Genomic DNA, 20,647 nt, shown 5'->3' on the forward strand with positions numbered 1-20,647 from the left:
AGGTATAAAAGCTTTAGTAGTGGTAGGAAAGCGAAACGGCTCCTTCAAAGCTACTTGGTGTTCCTTTGAGTGATTTTGAGGTACTAATGTAGCCAATAGCTCCTTCAACATTCCAATTCTTAACTCGTAGTGAAGAGGAAAGACTTACTAATCCTCCTCTTCCGTAGTACATCATTTGCCCTTTTGTAAAGCGAACGCGGGGTATATACAAGTAGGTGCGAGAGGCAAAGTCAGAGGTACTAAAGAGAGCCCCGAGCAGATTCACTTTAAGAGTGTGTGACGGATGGTAGGTAGCTTGTGCGGAGAGCATAGCACCTTTAGAATTTTCACCAACTCTTTTGTATTGCCCGATAAATCGTAAATTCCATTTCGGAGAAAGAAACCAGTCAGTTCCTAAAAGCACCCTAAAGTAAGCATTGGCATCATTCTCTTTCCGATAAGTATAGGTAGTATATATTCTCCCTTGTTCATTGCGGGCGTAGGTGAGTGTAGAGGAAAGAATTAGTCCCCTTGTCTTGTCTTCTTTGTTATGCCTTGGATGGAGAGAACGATACAAATCGAGATAACTGTCAATCGTAAGGTAATATGGCAGTGGGGTAGAGTAACGAATAAAGGCACCTTGCTCATTCCCGAGAGTTGTAAAACGTGTGAGAGAATTGCCTCTTCGGGAGATGAAGTCGGCTGATAAGTGTCTTATAGCGATGAAAAGAGATCCCCTACTTCCTGCATTATAACGACCTGTAGCAACAGCAGCGAAGCCCTTACCTTCTGACAAAGCAGCTTCTGCAGCAAAGGAGAGTCGTCCATCAAGAGATATCCAATAGCTATCTGCGGAAACAAGAGAGTGCTTCTTTTTATTGTGAAAGGAGGGATGCGAAAAGTAACCAGGCATATAACTTAGGTAGGCTCCATCCCAGTTAATTAAAATCCCGTTTACCCCGATTCTGAAGGTGCTCCGCTCCCATTGTACACGTCCTGCATAGCTTTGCTCTATCACCTTGTGGCGTAGTTGTAGATCTTGCTCTGTGCGATGAGGAAGTTCGGGGCGTAGCCTTATAATAGTATTATGCCTTTGGTCATAAGCACCATCTAAATGTTGGCGTGAATAAGAAAAAGTGAGCGACACTTCTTTATGCCCGAGCTCTATGGCAGCACCTCGTAGGTGCGCATTATAATTATCTGTCAGTATGGGTAGTATCCCTTTAGAACGCTTAATTGTCTTACTGTAAGGAATAATCCCCCGCATGAAACTATTGCGGGCAATCAAACCTAAGCCCCAATCTAACCCGTAGTCTCCTATGATCATTTTTCTCAGGAGTCCTTTGTCGGAAATATAAGTTATATGAATCCCATAGGAATCAAATCCTTTCGTCCCATGTGAGAAGATAGGTTCGTATCGGTCTTTGTCTGCTATAAGCCCATACTGTACATTTGCTGCCTGTCCCCTTATACGCATCTGTGTTTCGTATGATGGACCTAAGTATTCTATGGGAGCACTAGGCTTTGACATAAAGGGAGCAGATAAACTTATGGTAGCTTCTCCCTTTACTTTGTGCTGTTGTGTGTCGGACGTATACTCGAAGGATAGATGAGGAGCTATCCGGTCAATAGTTTTCTTATCCCAATAGGGGATTAGCTTTAATTCAGAGACAGAGCGTATTCTACCCCCTTTCTGATGACGATAACTTACCAGCGCAGCCGCTTGGATACTATCAGCACCTAAGTGCTCTCTAAGCTCATCAATAGAAATAAGATTCACGTTATAGGAGGGCGTAGAAGGTGTAGGAAGCTTGCCAGCTCCGGAGAGATCCAAAAAGTCGGAGATGGCATCTTCTACCACATAGCCGTCCTCTATGATTCTCATTATTTCTTCCGTGGAAGGAGTTGGGGGCGGAGACACAGTATTTTCCTGTTGGGAAGAAGCAATTTGTATCCAACTGAACGAGAGTAGTATAGATACCCATAAGCATCGGATAGTGCCTGTCATTCTATCGCTATATTTTTTTGTTCCCTTTTTGCAAATGTAAGTAGTTGGTAGTTTCGTTATTTGCTTTAAAGATAATGGAAAACACTCTTTAATCAATTAGCAAAGCATTTCATAGCAGTGGAATTAGATCCGTTGCATCAAAGCGAGGAAGAATAGAGAGGTAATCACGTCCTTGAAAAATTTCATCGCAAAAGGTGGAAAATGTTTCACGGCACTTTTCGTGTGTATTGTTCTCTCGACTTAGATGGCAGAGCCAAACGTGTTTAAGTTTCTTGGGGTCTAATGAGGCAAGAAAGATAGCTGCGTCTTCGTTGCTGAGATGCCCATTTTTACTTGCTATTCGTGCTTTTAATTCAGGTGGATATTTACCATAGATCAACATCCCGGGATCATAGTTTGCTTCCAACACCAAATAATCTGCCATGGCCGCATACTGCCTTATGAGGGGAGTAACATAGCCCGTGTCACTAATAATCCCAATAGAGGTATGCGGAAATCGTAGGAGGTACCCCACGTTACTCAAGCTGTCATGAGGTATGTCAAACGGAATTATTGAGGCGCCCATTAGCTCAAACGGCAACTCGCTTTCTATATATACACGCTGTGAGACGGGAATGGGCTTCTGTCTTAAGCGATCTAAGGCACTGAATAGTAGCTTCTTTCCGTAAATCGGTATTTTACTTGCATTGGCAAGACGAAAAAGGGAGCGGGTATGATCACTATGCTCATGGGTCACCAATATGGCTTTAATATCATCTAATCCATAACCCTCTTTTTCTAATGTGTGTTTGATCGTGCGAATGGGTAAGCCTACATCAAGGAGTAATAACCCTTCATTCATAGCAAAGCAGTAGCAATTGCCACTGCTACCGCTCCCTATGCTCATGAATTTGACTATGCTTTGTGAATCAGTCATTACGTGTTAGCTCTCCACAGATGGAGTGCTCCATATGGAAGGCAACCTCTTGGGGAGTAAGTGATTGGGCTAATAGAAACATCAACTTGGTAATCGCTGTTTCGCTGGTCATATCATATCCTGAGGCAACCCCAATCTCTGCCAGTCTAGCTCCTGTTTCATAGCGGTTCATTTCCACACTTCCGGTTTGGCATTGCGTCACATTCACGATCACTATCTCTTTTTTTATGGCGTCTTGGAGTAGATTGATGAACCAATCCTCGGTAGGTGCATTGCCACTCCCATAGCTCTCTAATACAACCCCTCGAAGTTTGGGGGCTGTAAGAATGGAGCGCACTACCTCTTCTGTAATACCGGGAAATAGATGTAGTAAAGATATATTGCGCTCTAAAGCCCTATGTGTAGTAAAGCCGAAGCTGTCTTCCTGGTGTTGTATGTGTTTAGTGTTGAAGCAAATATCAATACCCGCATGAGCTAGAATGGGATAGTTGTACGATACGAAGGCATCAAACTGATCGGCACTGACTTTAACCGTTCTATTTCCACGCATTAGATTCGTGTTGAAGTATATGCATACCTCCGGTACCATTGGTTTCCCCTGCTCGTCGCGAGCTGCTGCTATTTGTAAAGCGGTGAGAAGGTTTTCCTTCCCGTCAGTACGCAAGCGTCCAATAGGTAGCTGGCTACCGGTAAGAATTACCGGCTTTCCCAATCCTTTTAGGAGGAAGCTGAGTGCCGATGAGGTGTAGCTCATAGTGTCAGTACCATGCAAAACGACAAACCCATCATAATCATTTTGCCTGCTCTCAATGATCTCAGCCAACTCTAACCAATGAGATATGGTGATGTTGGAGGAATCAACAGGAGGAGCGAATTGGATGCTGTCTACATTGAAGGAGAGACGCTTAAGCTCAGGCATGTTTTCCTCAAGGAAAGCAAATTTAAAAGCCTGTAGCCTCCCTGTTTCAGGATTCTCAATCATGCCAATAGTCCCGCCCGTATATATCAGTAATATGCGTGGTGTGGTTGAGTTATTTGCCTGTTTCATATACATTGAGATTCGTTAAGCGTGTACAATATGCCGTATTATTCTTGCCGGATTCCCTGCTACTACTGAGTGAGCTGGTACATCATGGGTAACCACGCTACCGGCTCCAATAACAGATTGTCTTCCTATCGTAACCCCTGCTAAGATAATTGCACCCGCACCAATCCATACATCATTCTCTATGGTAATTGGGAGCGATTGCTCGTAACCTGCATTGCGCATAGCCACGTCTTCTATAGGGTGGGTATTCGTATAGATACCTACATGTGGTGCAATAAATACATTGTCACCTATGCTTACAAAAGCTCCATCTAAGATCGTTGTATAGGCATTGATGAAGCAATGTGTTCCAATAGCGGTGTGTTGTCCTACATCGCAGAAAAAAGGTCCTACGATGGTTGTTTCCTTTCCCAAATGGTAAAGTAACTTCCTTAAGAGCTGTAGACGGTTGGTCTGATCATCCGGAGGAGTACTGTTTAGCTGAAAGCAGAGCGAACGAGCCTGATGGTATATATCCATCAAGTACGGATCACTGCTTGAACGGTACCATTCACAGCTCAGTGACTTCTTTTCTTCCTCGCTATGGAAAGGGTAGTTGTCAAACATTGAAACGGAAGTGCATTATGTCACCATCTTGCACTACATAATCTTTTCCTTCAATATTCATTTTACCGGCTTCTCGGATCGCAGCTTCGCTTCCATAAGTAATATAATCTTCATACTTAATTACCTCTGCTCGTATAAAGCCGCGCTCAAAGTCGGTATGAATAACCCCTGCACACTGAGGGGCTTTACTGCCTTTGTGAAAAGTCCAAGCTCGTGATTCATCGCTTCCTGTGGTAAAAAAAGTCTCTAAATTAAGCAGATGATAGGCACTCCTAATCAAGCGGCTAACTCCACTCTCCTCAAGTCCTAATTCCTCTAAGAAGACTTTGCGCTCCTCGTAATCCTCAAACTCAGCAATTTCGCTCTCAGTCTTAGCGGCTACGATCATCATCTCCGCTCCTTCGCTTTGCGCTGCATCAGCAATAAGTTTTGTATACTTATTCCCTTTCACTGCATCTGCATCGTTTACATTACAAACATATAGGACAGGCTTTGCAGAGAGAAGAAAAAGTCCCTTCGCTGCTTCTTGTTCTTCTTGCTTGTCAAACGTTACCGTACGGGCATTCTTTCCTTGTATGAGTACTTTATGATATGCACGAAGTACGTTAGCTAAGAGTGCAGCTTGTTTATCTCCACCGGTTTGGGCTTGCTTTTCCACCTTTGCCAACCTACTTTCTATAGTCTCCAGATCCTTTAGCTGTAGCTCTGTGTCTATAATTTCTTTATCTCGAAGAGGATCTATATTCCCATCTACGTGGGTAACATTGTCATCCTCAAAACAGCGGACTACATGCAGAATAGCATCTGTTTCACGTATGTTAGCCAAAAATTTATTGCCTAGTCCTTCTCCCTTGCTTGCTCCTTTAACGAGCCCGGCTATATCCACTATCTCTACCGTAGCGGGTATCACTCGTTTGGGCTTATCAAGCTCGGCGAGCTTATTCAAACGTTCATCCGGCACGGTTATAACCCCCACATTAGGCTCAATTGTGCAAAAGGGAAAGTTAGCCGCTTGCGCTTTCGCATTCGACAGACAATTAAAAAGTGTGGACTTACCCACGTTGGGTAACCCCACTATTCCGCATCGCAGTGACATTTTCTTTCTTCTTACTTCTCTATAACGTTGCAAAAATAGTTATTTACTTTGTCATCCACTATGTTTCTCTTACACTATGGTAGTGATTAAAGTCCCTATTTGAGAGTGTGATGCGAACAAGGAAAGAATATCATTGCACAAAATACTGTCGTTATGGTAAGTGGTATGTGCTTAGAGTATACAACAAGTCGTTAAATAGCTATTTTTGTACTGATGAAAGAAAAAAATGATACTGATCCAAACATGTTGTCTGCCATTTTGGTTAGTGTACAACAACCCGGCACCAGCGACCAACAGGTAGCTGATTGCTTAGATGAATTGGCATTTCTTGCTTTGACTGCCGGAATGAAAGAAAAGGCACGATTTGTACAAAGGTTAGATGTAGTGAATTCAGTTACCTATGTGGGAAAGGGTAAATTAGATGAAATTGCTGCCTATGTATCAGATCATGAAATAGAAATAGCTCTATTTGATGATGAACTTGCGCCCAATCAAATTCGCAATATAGAGCGTACTATTGGGATTCGCCTATTGGATAGGACTGCCCTGATTCTAGATATCTTTGCTACGCGTGCACAAACAGCACATGCCAAAGCTCAAGTAGAATTAGCTGAATACCAATATATGCTCCCTCGTCTAACCCGTATGTGGACACATTTGGAACGTCAGCGCGGAGGGGTGGGTATGAGAGGGCCCGGTGAAACACAGCTGGAAACCGACAGACGAATCGTATTGACTAGAATAGCCAAGCTAAAAGAGGAGCTGAAGCATATTGATCAACAAAAAAGTCAACAGCGAAGAGGGCGGGGTAAGATGGTGCGTGTGGCTCTTGTGGGCTATACCAACGTTGGTAAATCAACATTGATGAATAGAATAGCCAAGAGCGATGTTTTTTCGGAAAATAAACTCTTTGCTACTTTAGACACTACGGTGCGTAAAGTAGTACTTTACAATTTGCCATTCCTACTCTCCGATACAGTCGGCTTTATTCGAAAGCTTCCCACCCAATTGATAGAGAGCTTCAAGAGTACTTTGGACGAGGTGCGTGAAGCCGACTTACTGCTGCATATAGTTGATATATCCCATCCTGATTTTGAATCACAAATTGCCATTGTGGAAGATACATTGGCGGATATACTTAATGGAGAGGAGCGTCCCTCCATGTTGATCTTTAACAAAGTGGATGCTTTTTCTTGGCAACCGAAAGATGAGGATGATCTAACCCCATTCGAAAGAGAAAACTATAGTCTCGGTGATCTTCAGAAAAGTTGGATGGCTAAGATGAAGAATGATTGCTTTTTCATTTCGGCACGTACAGGGGAGGGCGTTGATGAGCTTAAACAAGCTCTCTATGAGCATGTAAAGGAGATACATGTAAAGCGATATCCCTACAACGACTTCTTATTTGAGGATTATAGCGACTTGGTTGAGGAGTAGGAATCTCTGTATACCTAATGTCCTATAATCAACACCTTTATTCAGACATAAGACATGATAAAAAATAGGTACAGATCTTTCGACGGAAAGATCTGTACCTATTAGTTGAAACTTATAGATCTTTACAGCAAAAGATCTGAACTTATTTTGGGTTTGTGTGAGAAGAAGAAAACCATTGTTCTGTGGTCTGTATAATCTCTGTGGCTATCTTTGCCGTATTCTCCGTAGTGTGTATTACCTTGCCAATGTGCCGGCCCCTCCATAGCTTCTCTGCTGACTGGTCATAAGCCTTGTCGTAGTAGTGCAAAGCTATTTGGATAGCACCTTGATAGTCTTTGGCATGTACCAATCGAATGGCTTCCTGCATCTCATTGGCACCTAATCGCTTTTTGATCTTCTCAAAAGCCTCTGTGAGCATCTCTTGGGGTAGTTGGCTGTAGCCATCCATAATTCGTTTGAAACGCTCTGTTTTGGGGGATTCAATGGTCATTAAAAAGCCATTTTGCATCTTATTAAATAGGACATCCGGTACCTCTCGAGAGCCTATCTTCTTGCTCTCGCTCTCTAAAAATATAGGATGCGACATATCCATTCTACTAAGCTGCACCACGATCTCACTGTATATCATTTCGTTCGTGGGTTGGGTGCGATCTGCGTAGTAACCAAAAGCACTTCCTTTATGATGTGCTATCCCTTCTAAGTCAATCACTTGAGCACCCGCTCTCTTCATCTCTAAGAGGAGATCTGTCTTGCCTGCACCGGTTGGCCCATCAAGCAGTACCAATTTGCTTATCTTGGCCACGTACTGAGGAAGTAGTTTCTTGAAGCCACTAAACCCTCTCGGAAATACCTCTACATCGTGGTTATATAGTTTGAATAGCCAGCCCATGGACTCACTACGCATTCCTCCTCTTGCACAGTAGACCATCACCCTGTTTTTTTTCTCTTTTTGAAGGATGGAAAGTAGCTGATTCTCAAAGGTGTGCAGCTTATTCCCTACATAGGTTAACCCCTCAGTCACGGCCTCGTTCCTACCGATTGTTACATAAGTCGTACCTACTTTCTCACGCTCCTCGTCCGTAAAGAGGGGAATATTGTGTGCCCCGGGAATATGACCGTGGGCATACTCTTCGGGAGAGCGTACATCTATCCATACACGCTCTGAGTAAGGGGGGAAGTGGAGATACTTATCTTCTGTATCCATCATATTCATTCTATCTAAAAGTAAAGATACGAAGAAGCATTAATCTGATATCTTATATGGCGAGTGATGTGAATCTTCTATTTTGCAGAATTGTGGAGTTAGATGGCAAGAAATGAGTATTTTTGACAAGAGAAAATAAACTAAACTATGCTGATAAAAGTAGATACAAGGGGTAAGGTTTGCCCACTGCCGCTGATCATGTTTCGACAAGCATTGAAGCAGAACCAGTTGGAAACGGAGTTTGAGATACTGACAGACAACGAGACAGCTTGTGGTAATCTAAGTGATTTTATTTGCCAGAGTGGCTTTTCTGTTGAGAAAAAAGAATATGAAGGATATACTTCCCTAAAAGTTAATACCAAGGGTAAAAATATCCTCTCCATCCTACCTCAACAAGAAGTCGAAGAGTCACACCCTCTAAAAGAAATGAACAGTATTAGTATCGTGCAGCTGAGAAGTGATGTAATGGGGCAGGGAGAAGATCAGTTAGGAGAAATACTCATCCTTGCTTACCTAAATGCTCTGAATGAGGTAGAAAAGCTACCGACTCACATTATATGTTACAATAAGGGTATCCGTTTAGCAACAAAGTCACACCCTGCAAACGAGGCGCTGAAAAAACTTGCTGAGAAAGGCGTGGAAATCATACTTTGTGGCACTTGTACCGACTACTTCAATCAAAAAGAGGAAATCGCAGTAGGTAAAATATCCAATATGCTTGTAATTGCCGACCTTTTGAGCCGGGCTGCACATATAGTTACTCCATAGCTGATAGGCGTGTAGTATGATATACTTTGATAATGCTTCCACCTCATACCCTAAGCCACCTGGGGTTGCTTGTCATCTTAGTCATATCTACGATGAACCATTAGGTTCATATGGGAGAAGCCGGGATACACATACCTTAGAGCTCTCGACTATGGTGGAGGAGTTGAGGGATCTGCTAGCAGCTCTGATAGGAGCGGAAGGTCAGGGAAGTCATATCGTTTTTACAAAAAATGCAACCGAGGCGATTAATACTGTTATTAGAGGACTGCATGGACTGCGGAAAGAAGAGGTATTGATCTCCCCCTTGGAACATAACGCTGTTATGCGACCGCTTGATGCGTTGGAGGGTACGCGTATGCCATGGATGTTCCCTTTCAATCCTGATGGATGTATCAATATTGAACAGAGTACCCAATTTCTTTCCCAATTAAAAGGTATCAGACTTTGTGTACTCAACGCAATGAGTAATCTCAATGGTGTGATACAGCCTATTCATGAGGTCTCGGCTCTTGTAAAGAAATATCTGCCGAATTGCCTGATACTTATTGATGGCGCTCAAGCACTTCCTTATATAGACGTTGAGGCAGAGAGACGTGAGATTGATTTTGTCGCCATTACTGGACACAAGGGCCTTATGGGACCTGTCGGTACTGGGGCTTTGTTTATTAGGGATCCGAAGAGCATTGCGCCACTTATACGAGGTGGCAACGGCTATCATTCCGAACAACTGTCGGATACAGATCATATGCCGGAGCGTTTTGAAGCCGGTACTATTAACTTATTGGGACTCTCCACTTGGTACATAGGTATGAAGGAACGCCCACAGCAACCCCTTATTTCGCAAGCAGAGTTTTATCGCTTTATTCAACGCATTAGGGGAGAGCTTCCCTACAAAGTGCTTTGTGCGGACAACGTGGAGCGGCAGGGACCGGTCTTTTCTTTGCTTCCAGATAGAGGAAGTGTAGAGCGCTTGAGTGACGAGTTATACTATAACTATGGTATTGCTACCCGTTTTGGGTTACATTGTGCAGCTATAGCACATCGTACCCTTGGAACATTACAAACCGGAGCCACACGAATTTCTCTGTCAAGGTATAATACCCCCGATGAATTAGATACATTGTTTGAAGCGCTTACAACTCTTTCTAAGAGGCACTGAGCTAATATTTGTTTTTGTAAAAAGATATATGAAACGCAGCTTCTTGGTTATATTTTCTTCTACAAGAGCCTTTATTTCTGCGAGAAAGAGCATTGTAGAGCATCAAATACCTCATGAGGTAAGAAGTACACCCCCATATTTGGATCCGGAGTGTGGAATGTGCTTGAAAGTAGAAGAAGACTATAGGCAGGAAGTGGAGAGTTTGTTGACCCATAGTGAAGAATTGTTGATAGTGGACTACAAAGAGTAAGTGATGAAGTTACAGAAAATAGAGTTGCTCAAAGAGTGCGAATATGGAGGCTGTTCCGCTAAGATAGATCCTTATGAGCTATCAAAGCTATTGTCAAAGGTCACTGTCCCTGCGAATGAAAATGTGCTTGTGGGATTATCTACTCATGATGATGCTGGTGTATATAAACTAAACGAAGAAACGGCTTTGATTATGACAACGGACTTTTTCCCTCCCGTGGTGGATGAACCCTACACTTTCGGCGTTATTGCAGCTACCAATGCGCTCAGCGATGTCTATGCAATGGGAGGAAAGCCACTAATGGCATTGAATCTTATGCATTATCCGGGTTCAAGGCTTCCTCTAGAGGGATTGCAGGAGATATTACGCGGAGGACAACAAGCCATTGATGAGGCGGGCGCTTTTACTATGGGCGGTCACACGATAGAGGATAAAACTCCTCAGTATGGCCTTGCTGTAGTAGGGGTGGTACATCCTAATAAGATAGTAACGAATAGCGGTGCTCGGAGCGGACAAAAACTGATCCTTACCAAACCACTGGGAGTGGGAGTCATGATTGCGGGACAGAGACTAAGCATGACAAGAGATCAAGAATATAAAAAGGGAGTAGATTGTATGCAACGACTAAACAAATACGCTGCCCAAGTAATGTGTGACTATGCAATCAGAGGTGCTACTGATGTTACAGGGTTTGGCCTCGTTGGTCATGGGTTTGAGCTTGCTGAAGCCTCTGATGTTACAATTGAAATTGATACCTCTCAGCTTCCTGTTTTGCCGGGAGTTCTGCAACTTTTGGACGATGGCTGTATCCCCGGTGCAGCATTTCGTAATATAAGATATGTGGGAGCAGCACTTGAGGTAAATGCTCCTCTTCTAATGAGTTATTTGGCTGCCGACCCACAAACTTCCGGTGGGTTGCTTATGGCGGTTGATTCAGATATAGCGGAGGAGGTATGCTGCAAGATACATGACGCTGGAGACATCTCTGCCGCTATTATTGGAGAAGTGAAAGAGGCTCGTAGGGATGGTATTAAAGTTGTACTAAATTGATTATTAGAGAAATATATGAAAGTTTTATTACATACCTCATTGGGTGATATAGTGCTGCGTCTCTATGACGAGACTCCTTTGCACAGAGATAATTTCGCCAAATTAGTAAAAGAAAAGTACTATGACGGAACGCTTTTCCATCGTGTTATAAAGAATTTCATGATTCAAGGTGGTGATCCGGATTCCAAAGGAGCTCCTAAAGAGAAGCAACTTGGCGTAGGTGGCCCCGATTATACGATTGAGGCAGAAATTAAGGAGGGACTATATCATAAAAGAGGAGCATTGGCAGCAGCAAGACAAGGCGATGAGGTGAATCCTGAAAGGAGGAGTAGTGGATCACAGTTCTATATTGTGTGGGGAGATATCTACAAGGATGAACAGCTTAAGCAGCTTGAAAAACAGATGCAACAGCAGTTTGTGCAGCAGAAATTCAATCATTTGGCTCTCCAGCATAAGGAAGAGATTATGCAACTGAGGAGGGAGCGCAATCATGAAGGTCTAATGGCTTTACAGGATCGTCTCATTGAGGAGGCTGAAAGGAGTAAAAAAGAGGCCGTTTTGACTGAGGAACAGAAAAATTTATACCGTTCTGTGGGGGGGACTCCTTTTCTTGACGGACAGTACACGGTATTCGGAGAAGTTGAGTCCGGACTTGAAGTGGTAGAAAAGATACAGCAAGCAGCTACTGATCAGAGCGATAGACCTAACGAGAATATTGAGCTAACCATGTCCATCATAGAGATCTGACATTATGGATAAGGATTAAAAACTCTCTTTTATCTGACCTCTTTTTGCAGATCTCTATTTTTGTAGGAAAGAAACTCATCCAGTTGGTTAGAAGGTCTATGAGAAATCATAGGGATTTGTTATCTTTGTTATAAGTCGGTAGTGACTGTACCTAATGCGAGGTTTACACAATGTTGTTTGTGTCGGACTGCCTATATTTGTATTTTGTGGATAGCTCTTTGGCACGTAATCTGCAAATATGAACCTGTGTATAGTGCACTAACGAAACAGAAAAAGATTGAAATGAATATGAAAGAAACAGACTTTAGGCGTTTTGCCACAAAAAAGATGGGGCTTAATGCCTTGGCACTTGATGAATATATAAAGGCAGAAGGACGTGAATATATCAATCCGTCTATCATTGAGGAGCGTCAGCTTAATGTTGCGCAGATGGACGTGTTCTCTCGTTTGATGATGGATAGAATTATATTTCTTGGTACACAGATCGATGATTATGCATCCAATGTGATACAGGCGCAGCTGCTTTATTTGGATAGTACGGATCCCGGGAAGGATATTTCCATTTATATAAATTCCCCGGGTGGGTCGGTCTACTCCGGATATGGCATATATGATACTATGCAGTATGTATCTAGTGATGTATCTACAATATGTACCGGTATGGCCGCCTCTATGGCTGCTGTATTGCTTGTTTCCGGCTCAAAGGGAAAACGATTCGCTCTCCCTCACTCTAGAGTGATGATACATCAACCGCTTGGTGGTATGCAAGGACAAGCAAGTGATATAGAAATAGCTGCTAAAGAGATTGTAAAGGTGAAAAAAGAATTGATTGGTATTTTATCTAAGCATACCGGTCAGACAATTGAGCAGATTGAGGTGGACAGTGATCGAGATAAATGGTTTAGTGCAGAGGAGGCTTTAGCTTACGGAGCCATTGACCAAGTACTGACCTCACGCAAAGAGTCCTAATGGGTAAATAAAAGCATTTGCTCCACAGAGGGGTATCTGTGGAGTATCTGCTTTGTGTTTTTGTGTCGAGAGAACGAATAGGATGGTAAACGAAAAAAAAACAAGAGAGCGTCATTGCGGTTTCTGTGGAAAAAAGGAAAGTGAAGTCGCACTCTTAGTTACCGGCATGTCACAAACTACTTGTATTTGTGACGAATGTATTTCCCAGATTGAGGATTTACTTATGATGCGAGATGGGGGGAGGTTGAAGCATGATCCTTTCGCTAAACAGGAAAAAAATGATTGGCTTACACCGGGTAGCAGTACCTTGACAATTGCTGATTTGCCTAAACCAAGAGAAATAAAAAATTTCTTGGATCAGTATGTGATCGGACAGGACGATGCAAAGCGCTATTTGTCGGTAGCTGTGTACAACCATTATAAGCGACTATTTCAATCACAAAAAAATACCCCTGCCGAGAAGGCTCCAGATACAGAAATCGAAAAAAGTAACGTGATAATGATAGGCCCGACAGGAAGCGGAAAAACTCTCTTGGCGCAGTCTATTGCACGCTTCCTAAAAGTGCCTTTTGCTATGGTGGATGCAACTGTACTGACTCAGGCCGGCTATGTGGGAGAAGATATAGAGAGCATTCTCACACGGCTTCTGCAAGCAGCTGATTATGATGTAGCTGCCGCTGAGAAGGGTATTGTTTTCATTGATGAAATAGATAAGATAGCACGCAAGGGGGATAGTCCTTCTATTACAAGGGATGTAAGCGGTGAAGGGGTCCAACAAGGATTGCTTAAATTGCTGGAAGGTGCGGATGTGAATGTTCCACCTCAGGGAGGGCGTAAACATCCAGAGCAGCAGTTTATTAAAGTAAATACGAGACATATACTCTTTATCTGCAGTGGAGCTTTTGTGGGTATTGAGCGATTAATAGCAAACCGATTGAATAGCAGCTATGTAGGCTTCCATACAAAGGAAAAGTCGGGAGAAAAGATAGAGCGTAAGAATCTTTTGCAGCATGTAGCACACCAAGATCTACGTGCTTATGGATTGATCCCGGAGATATTGGGCCGGTTGCCTATTCTTACTTATTTAGATCCATTGGATAAAGCGACTCTTAGGCGTATCCTAACAGAGCCCAAAAATGCTATTGTCAAGCAGTATAAAGCTCTTTTTGCTATGGATGGAATAACTCTTGAGATTGAAGAGGGTGCATTGGATTTTATAGTGGAAAAGGCAGTTGCCGAAGGCATGGGAGCGCGAGGTTTACGAAGTGTGGCTGAGACCATTATGATGGATGCCATGTACAATCTTCCGGGAGGTGACAATAAAGTATTTACTGTCACTGAGCAATATGCGAGGGAACATGCCGGTGTGTGAGTAATTCATTCATCTGCTGTGAGCTAAATTGAAGTAAGCAATGTGGAGAGTACTGCAGGGGGGAATGAGTGAGACGCTGAAGAGTTGCTTAAAAAATCTCTTCGGATTCAACTCATTTAAAGAAAATCAGCAGGCTATCATTGAGAACTTACTCTCAGGGAGAGATTCGTTTGTTTTGATGCCTACCGGAGGGGGAAAATCTCTCTGCTACCAGCTTCCTGCATTGCTCAGTAAGGGAACGGCTATTATTATATCGCCCTTGATTGCATTGATGAAAAATCAAGTAGATGCTATTCGAGGGTATGCGGGCGATGATGCCATCGCTCATTTTATGAACTCATCCCTTTCAAGAGTACAGCTTTCGGAGGTGAAAGATCATCTTATTCAGGGACGTACAAAGATGCTCTATGTAGCTCCTGAGTCATTGAATAAGGAGGAAAATATAGAATTATTACGAGGTATAGGAGTTTCTTTTTATGCCATTGATGAAGCTCACTGTATCTCCGAGTGGGGACATGATTTTAGACCTGAGTATCGTCGAATCAGAGCAATGATTGATATGGTGGGTAGACGCCCAATTATGGCTCTTACAGCGACTGCGACTCCCAAGGTACAAAGTGATATCCTCAAAAACCTCAAAATACCCGATGCCGTACTTTTTAAGTCGTCATTTAATCGTCCGAATCTTTTTTATAAGGTTTCACCTAAGACAGAGAATGTTGACTCTGATATAATACGTTTTTTACAGACACAAAAGGGGAAAAGTGGCATCATCTATTGCATGAGCCGAAATAAAGTTACTACTTTTGCTGAGCTACTCCAAGCTAATGGTATAAAAGCGTTACCTTATCATGCAGGCTTGGAGGCTAAGGAGCGTAGTAGTAACCAAGATGCGTTCCTAAATGAGAGGTGTGACGTAATAGTTGCTACCATTGCTTTTGGAATGGGTATTGACAAACCCGATGTGCGCTTTGTGATACACTATGATATGCCCAAGAGCCTAGAAGGCTACTACCAAGAGACCGGGCGCGCCGGTCGAGATGGGGGAGAGGGAATCTGTATCGCTTATTATAGCCCGGCGGACATTGCCAAGCTATTGAAGTTCATGCATGGTAAGCCTATTTCAGAGCAAGAGATAGGAAAGCAACTCCTAAGCGAGATAGAGACCTATGCGACAACCTCTATATGTCGCAGAAGCTTTCTGCTACATTATTTTGGTGAGGAGTATAAACAGGAAAACTGTGGAAATTGCGATAACTGTAGAATGGAGAAGAAAAAAGTAGATGCTACTGAGTGGCTTAAGATGGTCATTGATGCCATCCTTGAGGTGAAAGGAAAGTTCAAGGCGGATCATATCATTGACCTTCTGGAAGGTAATGCCACAGCTGAGATTGAGACACTAGAGCAAACCGAGCTTGAGTGTTTTGGAATAGGTGCTGATATAGATCCTGAGGTCTGGGAAGCTGTTATTAGTCAGGCTACAGTTGCCGGCTTTTTAGAGAAGGGAGTAGAAAATTATGGGTTACTGACCGTAACAGCAAAAGGAAAGAAGTTTCCAAAGGGAAAGAGTACATTCTTTGTCCAAGTAGAGAGTGATGAAGAGGAAGAAGAGCTTGATGAAGATGCTCGTATGGATGATACGGGAGATGCTGCTGATGCCGTGCTCTTCTCTATGATGAAAGATTTGCGCAAACAGGTTGCTGAGCGAGCCAATGTGCCTCCTTACATTGTTTTTCAAGACGTTTCTCTTAAGACAATGGCTACCCTTTATCCCACCACCATGGATGAACTACAGAATATCCCCGGTGTGGGTAGCGGCAAAGCACAAAAGTATGGCAAGGAATTTCTTGATTTGATCAAGCGTCATATTGAAGAAAATGATATCGATCCTCCCTTTGACTTCCCGATCCGAACTACCGTCAATAAGTCAAAGATCAAAACAACGATTATTCAACAGATAGATCGTCGTATTCCTCTTGAGGATATTGCTGCTTCCAATGATTTGGAGTTTGATGAATTATTGCGTGAAATGAGCGAAATAGTTCGCGGAGGTACGAAGCTGAATATTGATTATGAGTTGAAAAATCGTATGGATGATGACGAAATCGCTGAAATATACGATCACTTCAAGCAGTCTTCAACGGGTGATATAGGGATGGCGCGTGATGCCTTTGACGAGGCCTATACAGACGATGAACTGACCCTTGTGAAAATAAAGTTCTATTCAGAGCAGGCCGGTTAAGAATATCTTGTTCAAAACAATTAAGAAGACACCATGAATAAATTCAACTTTATGTATGCTGTGGCTACTTTTGTGGCTTTCCTGCTCTTTAGTACTGCTTTGAAAGCGCAAAATGTAATTGACCGAGTGGTTTGGATGGTTGGCGATGAGCCTATATTACTTAGTGATGTTGAGTATCAGAAGCTCAGAATGCGCTATGAAGGGGTAGACATTGGGGATATGAATCCTGATTGTTTTATAGCTGAAACAATAGCCACTCAGATGCTTTTCCTTAACCAAGCTAAGATAGATAGCATTACGGTTGATGAAAATATAATTAATCGGCGAGTTGATGCCTATTTGGAAAGCCTTGTAGCTCAGGTCGGATCCAAGCAAAAGTTAGAGGAGTACTTCAATAAAAAATATTCTCAGATAAAGGAGGATCAAAGGCGTATCTTTCGCAATAATGACATTGTAACCGCCATGCAGGATGCTATTGTCAAGAATATTTCGGTTACACCGAGTGAGATACGGGATTTTTACAATAAAATTCCTCAAGACAGTGTTCCCTTCGTACCGGCACGTGCGGAGGTTCAGCTGATAATACGTCGTCCTGAAATAAAACTTAGCGAGATAGATCGAATTAAGGAGCGATTGAGAGGATTTGCTGCAGATGTAAATAGTGGAAAGAGTTCCTTCTCTACCTTAGCTCGTCTTTATTCGGAAGATGCCAAAACTGCCTCTCTCGGAGGTGAATATGGCTTTGTGGCAAAGAGTTCTTTGGAGTCTGAATTCGCACGTATCGTTTTTACAATGAAGGGTACAGAAAAGGTTTCTCCTATCATTCAGACGGAAGAAGGGTTCCATATTGTACAACTTATTGAGAAACGTGGGGACCTTGTCAACTTCCGGCACATTCTTCTTCGTCCTCAGCTGTCTAATGAGGCTTTGGAGACAGAACGAATCAAACTAGATAGTATAGCAACTCTGATCACCAGTGGCACGATTTCCTTTTCAGAAGCAGTTGCTACCTATTCACAAGACGATAAAACAAAAAATAACGAGGGGCTTTTAGTCAACGAAAACTACCAAAGTGAGTCAGTGGGCAGCTCTTTGTTCCAATTGGATGAGTTACCCCAAGATATAAGTAGTGCCATTTCTTCTCTAAGAGTAGGTGAGCTTTCGAGACCTTTCGTTATGACCAATGAAAAAGGTAATAAACAGCTTGCTATAGTACGCTTGACTAATCGATACGAAGCACATCGTGCCAATTTGCAGGAAGACTTCCGAATTATAAAGAATATGGCACTCGCAGATAAGAAAAACAAGCGTATTGAAGAGTGGATTAGAGAGCAACAAAAGACTACCTTTATTGAGGTCGATCCCTCAATGCAGAGCTGTGACTTTCAGTATCCGGGGTGGATAAAGAAAAATGCTGCGACCGGAAAGTAGCGTAACTCCATGCCTGATAAGCAATACAAGAGTAAAGAATGTGTGAAATGGGGAAGGCGGCCAAATGCCATAGTTGCCTTCGCTTTATTACTCTTGTGGGGTATAACCTACTCTTTCTCCTATTCGCACACAGCACCCCCTCCAGGCAATAAGAAGCGTATCCTTTTAGAGCACTCCGATTCTCTGCATTACAATGCTATTGAGAAGCCCGGACTTCAGCAATTGAGAGGCAACGTAAAGGTACGACACGAAAGTTGGGTGATGTATTGTGATAGTGCTTTTCTGGAGGATGCTACCAATAGTTTCTTTGCTTACGACAATATCCGTATTTTAGAGGGCGATTCGCTAACTATTACAGGTGGACAGTTGGACTATTACGGGCAGGATCGTATGGCAGAGCTTCGCTACGATGTGGAGATGTCTAATCTTACCGCTACACTCTATACCGATAGTTTGAGTTATGATCGTAATTTGGGTACAGGCTATTATACCGAAGGGGGAACGATAGTAGACTCTCTCAATACACTTACCTCTATTTATGGGGAGTATACCCCTTCAACTAATGAGGCTATTTTCACTGATGAGGTGGTCTTGGAAAATCCTGACTTTGTACTTACGACAGATTATTTACGATATAATACAAAGACGAAGATAGCTTATTTCACAGGTCCTACTACGATTGTTTCTGATTCAGGACGTATTGAAAGTACTAGAGGCGTTTATGATACTGAAAAGGATGTAGGCATTCTTTTGGATCGTTCGACTGTATTTAATCGAAGGGGTACTATCACAGCCGATTCTATATTCTACGACAAGCCTCTTTCCTTTACTGAGTGTTTTGGCTCAATGGTACTCAACGATACGATCAATAAGGCTAACCTCTATGGCGAGTATGGATTTTTTAATGATAGTACAGAGTACGCTTTTTCTACCTATCATGCTTGGCTAAAGGACTATTCGAAGAAGGATACCCTCTACCTAGCTGCAGATACTATGGAAATGATCTCTTATAGAGACTCAATTCAATCGAAAAAGCCTGTTCGCATCATGCGCGGCTATCATAATGCGAAGCTCTTCAGGCAAGACCTTCAAGGAAAAGCTGACTCAGTCAGTTACTTCTCCATGGATTCTATCCTTACACTTTTCCAAGCTCCTATAGTTTGGAATGATAGCACCCAATTGGAGGGTGACACGATACGTGCTTATTTCGCGGCAGATACGCTGCACCACACTAAAGCATGGCTCAATGCTAAATCAATGCGACAGCTTTTGGATCCTGATAAGTTTGAACAGATAAAGGGGGATAGTCTTCTTGCTTTCTTTGTAGATCGTTCGGTTAAAGAGTTGCGTGCCTACGGCGAGGTTGAAATGATCTATTTCCCCCTACAAGAATCTATCAAGCATTACTTTGGTGTAGGTCGTGTAAAAAGCCCCTATGTAGTGGCGTATTTTGCTGCTGATACTATACAAAGAGCCGTTTGGCTGGGACCGGCAGAGGGAACCTTAACGCCTATTGAGCAGGCCACGGAGTCGGATAAGTCTCTTACCGGACTTACTTGGAAACCTAAAATGCGTCCATTATCTCCACAAGATATATTTACCCTAAAGAGAGACTCTATGGGGCAAGAGGTTGCCTTTACTCCTCCTTCACTAAGTGATTTATCTCATTTTAATGGTGCACAGCAGGCTCTATCTGCTTACCAGACAATTTCACAAGAAGTAGAATTGAGTCGCATACGGGCTACTTGGAAACCTGATGAAGTTGATACTGTGCGGCAAGAAGAAATGGCTCGGGCTTTGTTGCCTCTTTATATACGCCGCCCATTGCCTGAAGATGAACCATTTACCTGGCTTTTGTCCCCAGACCTAAAGCTATTTAACTCAAATCAAAATGAATCATGGCATTACTATACAGACCAAGAAAACCAATCCGACCCCATCATACCCCCATATCGTATGACCCTCGAAAGCAGGCCCTTAACGAACGACGAGAGCGCATCAGAAGGAAGATGATTGAGGATGGAGAACTCACATCGGAGAAAAGTACACAACCTATAGATGCTGCTAAGGATACAATAAACTCTGAAATTCACCTTTCCGAAAGCTTGCGTGAGTCTATGCGCAATAACATGACCCATTTGCCGACGCAAGAAGAACGGGGTAAAAGTGGGGTAGGAAGAAGAAACGAATTCTTTCGTATTTTCTTGATGCTTGTCTTACTTGGTGTTGTTGTTTGGTGGTTATATTATGGTGGCTTCTCATCGCTCACAAACGGCACCTCGTCTATTCTGAAAGATCTTATGCGAAAATAAAGCCCCCTCCTCTTTAATGTCCTTTAGGCTGTAGAGTATTGCTAAATAGTTTC

The 20,647-nt window shown here is 42.8% G+C and carries 18 protein-coding genes; 12 read left to right on the top strand and 6 right to left on the bottom strand.

The genetic code is table 11. The features are described 5' to 3' along the window. Window positions 1-13: 13 nt before the first annotated feature. The 5 genes from ACLWMH_RS03350 to ychF all read right to left on the bottom strand — a co-directional run bounded on the left by ACLWMH_RS03350 (window position 14) and on the right by ychF (window position 5,653). Window positions 14-1,864, bottom strand: a complete 1,851-nt coding sequence (locus ACLWMH_RS03350; RefSeq protein ID WP_411915331.1) for a helix-hairpin-helix domain-containing protein — start codon at window positions 1,862-1,864, stop codon at window positions 14-16. Between the two features lie 232 nt (window positions 1,865-2,096). Next, entirely contained in the window at window positions 2,097-2,903 is an 807-nt protein-coding gene (locus tag ACLWMH_RS03355; RefSeq protein ID WP_411915332.1) for an MBL fold metallo-hydrolase, read from the bottom strand. Next, on the bottom strand, window positions 2,896-3,951 hold the full coding sequence (locus ACLWMH_RS03360; RefSeq protein WP_411915333.1) for an asparaginase: 1,056 nt from the start codon (window positions 3,949-3,951) through the stop codon (window positions 2,896-2,898). The genes ACLWMH_RS03355 and ACLWMH_RS03360 overlap by 8 nt, the downstream gene beginning before the upstream one ends. A 15-nt stretch (window positions 3,952-3,966) precedes the next feature. Beyond that, the gene (locus ACLWMH_RS03365; protein WP_411915334.1) at window positions 3,967-4,557 is read right to left on the bottom strand and encodes a sugar O-acetyltransferase; all 591 of its coding nucleotides are present in this window, start codon (window positions 4,555-4,557) and stop codon (window positions 3,967-3,969) included. Beyond that, complete coding sequence (gene ychF / locus ACLWMH_RS03370) at window positions 4,550-5,653, bottom strand: redox-regulated ATPase YchF (RefSeq protein ID WP_411915335.1); 1,104 nt, start codon at window positions 5,651-5,653, stop codon at window positions 4,550-4,552. Before ychF ends, ACLWMH_RS03365 begins: the two co-directional genes overlap by 8 nt. Before the next feature lie 213 nt (window positions 5,654-5,866). Between ychF and hflX the strand changes: the two genes are divergently transcribed. Beyond that, entirely contained in the window at window positions 5,867-7,090 is a 1,224-nt protein-coding gene (gene hflX, locus ACLWMH_RS03375) for a GTPase HflX (protein ID WP_411915336.1), read from the top strand. Window positions 7,091-7,232: 142 nt separating this feature from the next. Here the strand turns inward: hflX and mnmH are convergent, their stop codons facing one another. Continuing rightward, on the bottom strand, window positions 7,233-8,297 hold the full coding sequence (mnmH, locus tag ACLWMH_RS03380; RefSeq protein WP_411915337.1) for a tRNA 2-selenouridine(34) synthase MnmH: 1,065 nt from the start codon (window positions 8,295-8,297) through the stop codon (window positions 7,233-7,235). Window positions 8,298-8,441: 144 nt separating this feature from the next. Here mnmH and yedF point away from each other — a divergent pair, with 144 nt between their 5' ends. From yedF to ACLWMH_RS03435, 11 genes are all read left to right on the top strand, one after another. Next, on the top strand, window positions 8,442-9,062 hold the full coding sequence (yedF, locus tag ACLWMH_RS03385; RefSeq protein WP_411915338.1) for a sulfurtransferase-like selenium metabolism protein YedF: 621 nt from the start codon (window positions 8,442-8,444) through the stop codon (window positions 9,060-9,062). 16 nt (window positions 9,063-9,078) lie between these two features. Next, window positions 9,079-10,221 carry an aminotransferase class V-fold PLP-dependent enzyme gene (locus tag ACLWMH_RS03390; RefSeq protein WP_411915339.1) on the top strand — a complete coding sequence of 381 codons (1,143 nt, stop codon included), beginning with the start codon at window positions 9,079-9,081 and terminating at the stop codon, window positions 10,219-10,221. Between the two features lie 28 nt (window positions 10,222-10,249). Then, on the top strand, window positions 10,250-10,471 hold the full coding sequence (locus ACLWMH_RS03395) for a putative Se/S carrier-like protein (RefSeq protein WP_411915340.1): 222 nt from the start codon (window positions 10,250-10,252) through the stop codon (window positions 10,469-10,471). Between the two features lie 3 nt (window positions 10,472-10,474). Continuing rightward, window positions 10,475-11,521 (top strand): selenide, water dikinase SelD, encoded by a 1,047-nt coding sequence (selD, locus tag ACLWMH_RS03400; RefSeq protein WP_411915341.1) that lies wholly within the window; start codon window positions 10,475-10,477, stop codon window positions 11,519-11,521. Window positions 11,522-11,536: 15 nt separating this feature from the next. Next, on the top strand, window positions 11,537-12,268 hold the full coding sequence (locus ACLWMH_RS03405; RefSeq protein WP_411915342.1) for a peptidylprolyl isomerase: 732 nt from the start codon (window positions 11,537-11,539) through the stop codon (window positions 12,266-12,268). 288 nt (window positions 12,269-12,556) lie between these two features. Continuing rightward, a complete protein-coding gene (clpP, locus tag ACLWMH_RS03410) occupies window positions 12,557-13,237 on the top strand; it encodes an ATP-dependent Clp endopeptidase proteolytic subunit ClpP (protein WP_411915343.1) in 681 nt (226 codons plus the stop codon). Between the two features lie 82 nt (window positions 13,238-13,319). After that, complete coding sequence (gene clpX / locus ACLWMH_RS03415) at window positions 13,320-14,609, top strand: ATP-dependent Clp protease ATP-binding subunit ClpX (protein WP_411915344.1); 1,290 nt, start codon at window positions 13,320-13,322, stop codon at window positions 14,607-14,609. A 64-nt stretch (window positions 14,610-14,673) separates the two neighbouring features. Continuing rightward, entirely contained in the window at window positions 14,674-16,851 is a 2,178-nt protein-coding gene (gene recQ, locus ACLWMH_RS03420) for a DNA helicase RecQ (RefSeq protein WP_411915603.1), read from the top strand. Window positions 16,852-16,884: 33 nt separating this feature from the next. Continuing rightward, entirely contained in the window at window positions 16,885-18,282 is a 1,398-nt protein-coding gene (locus ACLWMH_RS03425; protein ID WP_411915345.1) for a peptidylprolyl isomerase, read from the top strand. 9 nt (window positions 18,283-18,291) lie between these two features. Then, window positions 18,292-20,295 carry an OstA-like protein gene (locus ACLWMH_RS03430; RefSeq protein ID WP_411915346.1) on the top strand — a complete coding sequence of 668 codons (2,004 nt, stop codon included), beginning with the start codon at window positions 18,292-18,294 and terminating at the stop codon, window positions 20,293-20,295. Next, window positions 20,292-20,594, top strand: a complete 303-nt coding sequence (locus ACLWMH_RS03435) for a hypothetical protein (protein ID WP_411915347.1) — start codon at window positions 20,292-20,294, stop codon at window positions 20,592-20,594. Before ACLWMH_RS03430 ends, ACLWMH_RS03435 begins: the two co-directional genes overlap by 4 nt. The last annotated feature ends 53 nt before the right edge of the window (window positions 20,595-20,647 follow it).

This window comes from Porphyromonas miyakawae, assembly GCF_045865415.1.
GTDB lineage: Bacteria > Bacteroidota > Bacteroidia > Bacteroidales > Porphyromonadaceae > Porphyromonas > Porphyromonas miyakawae.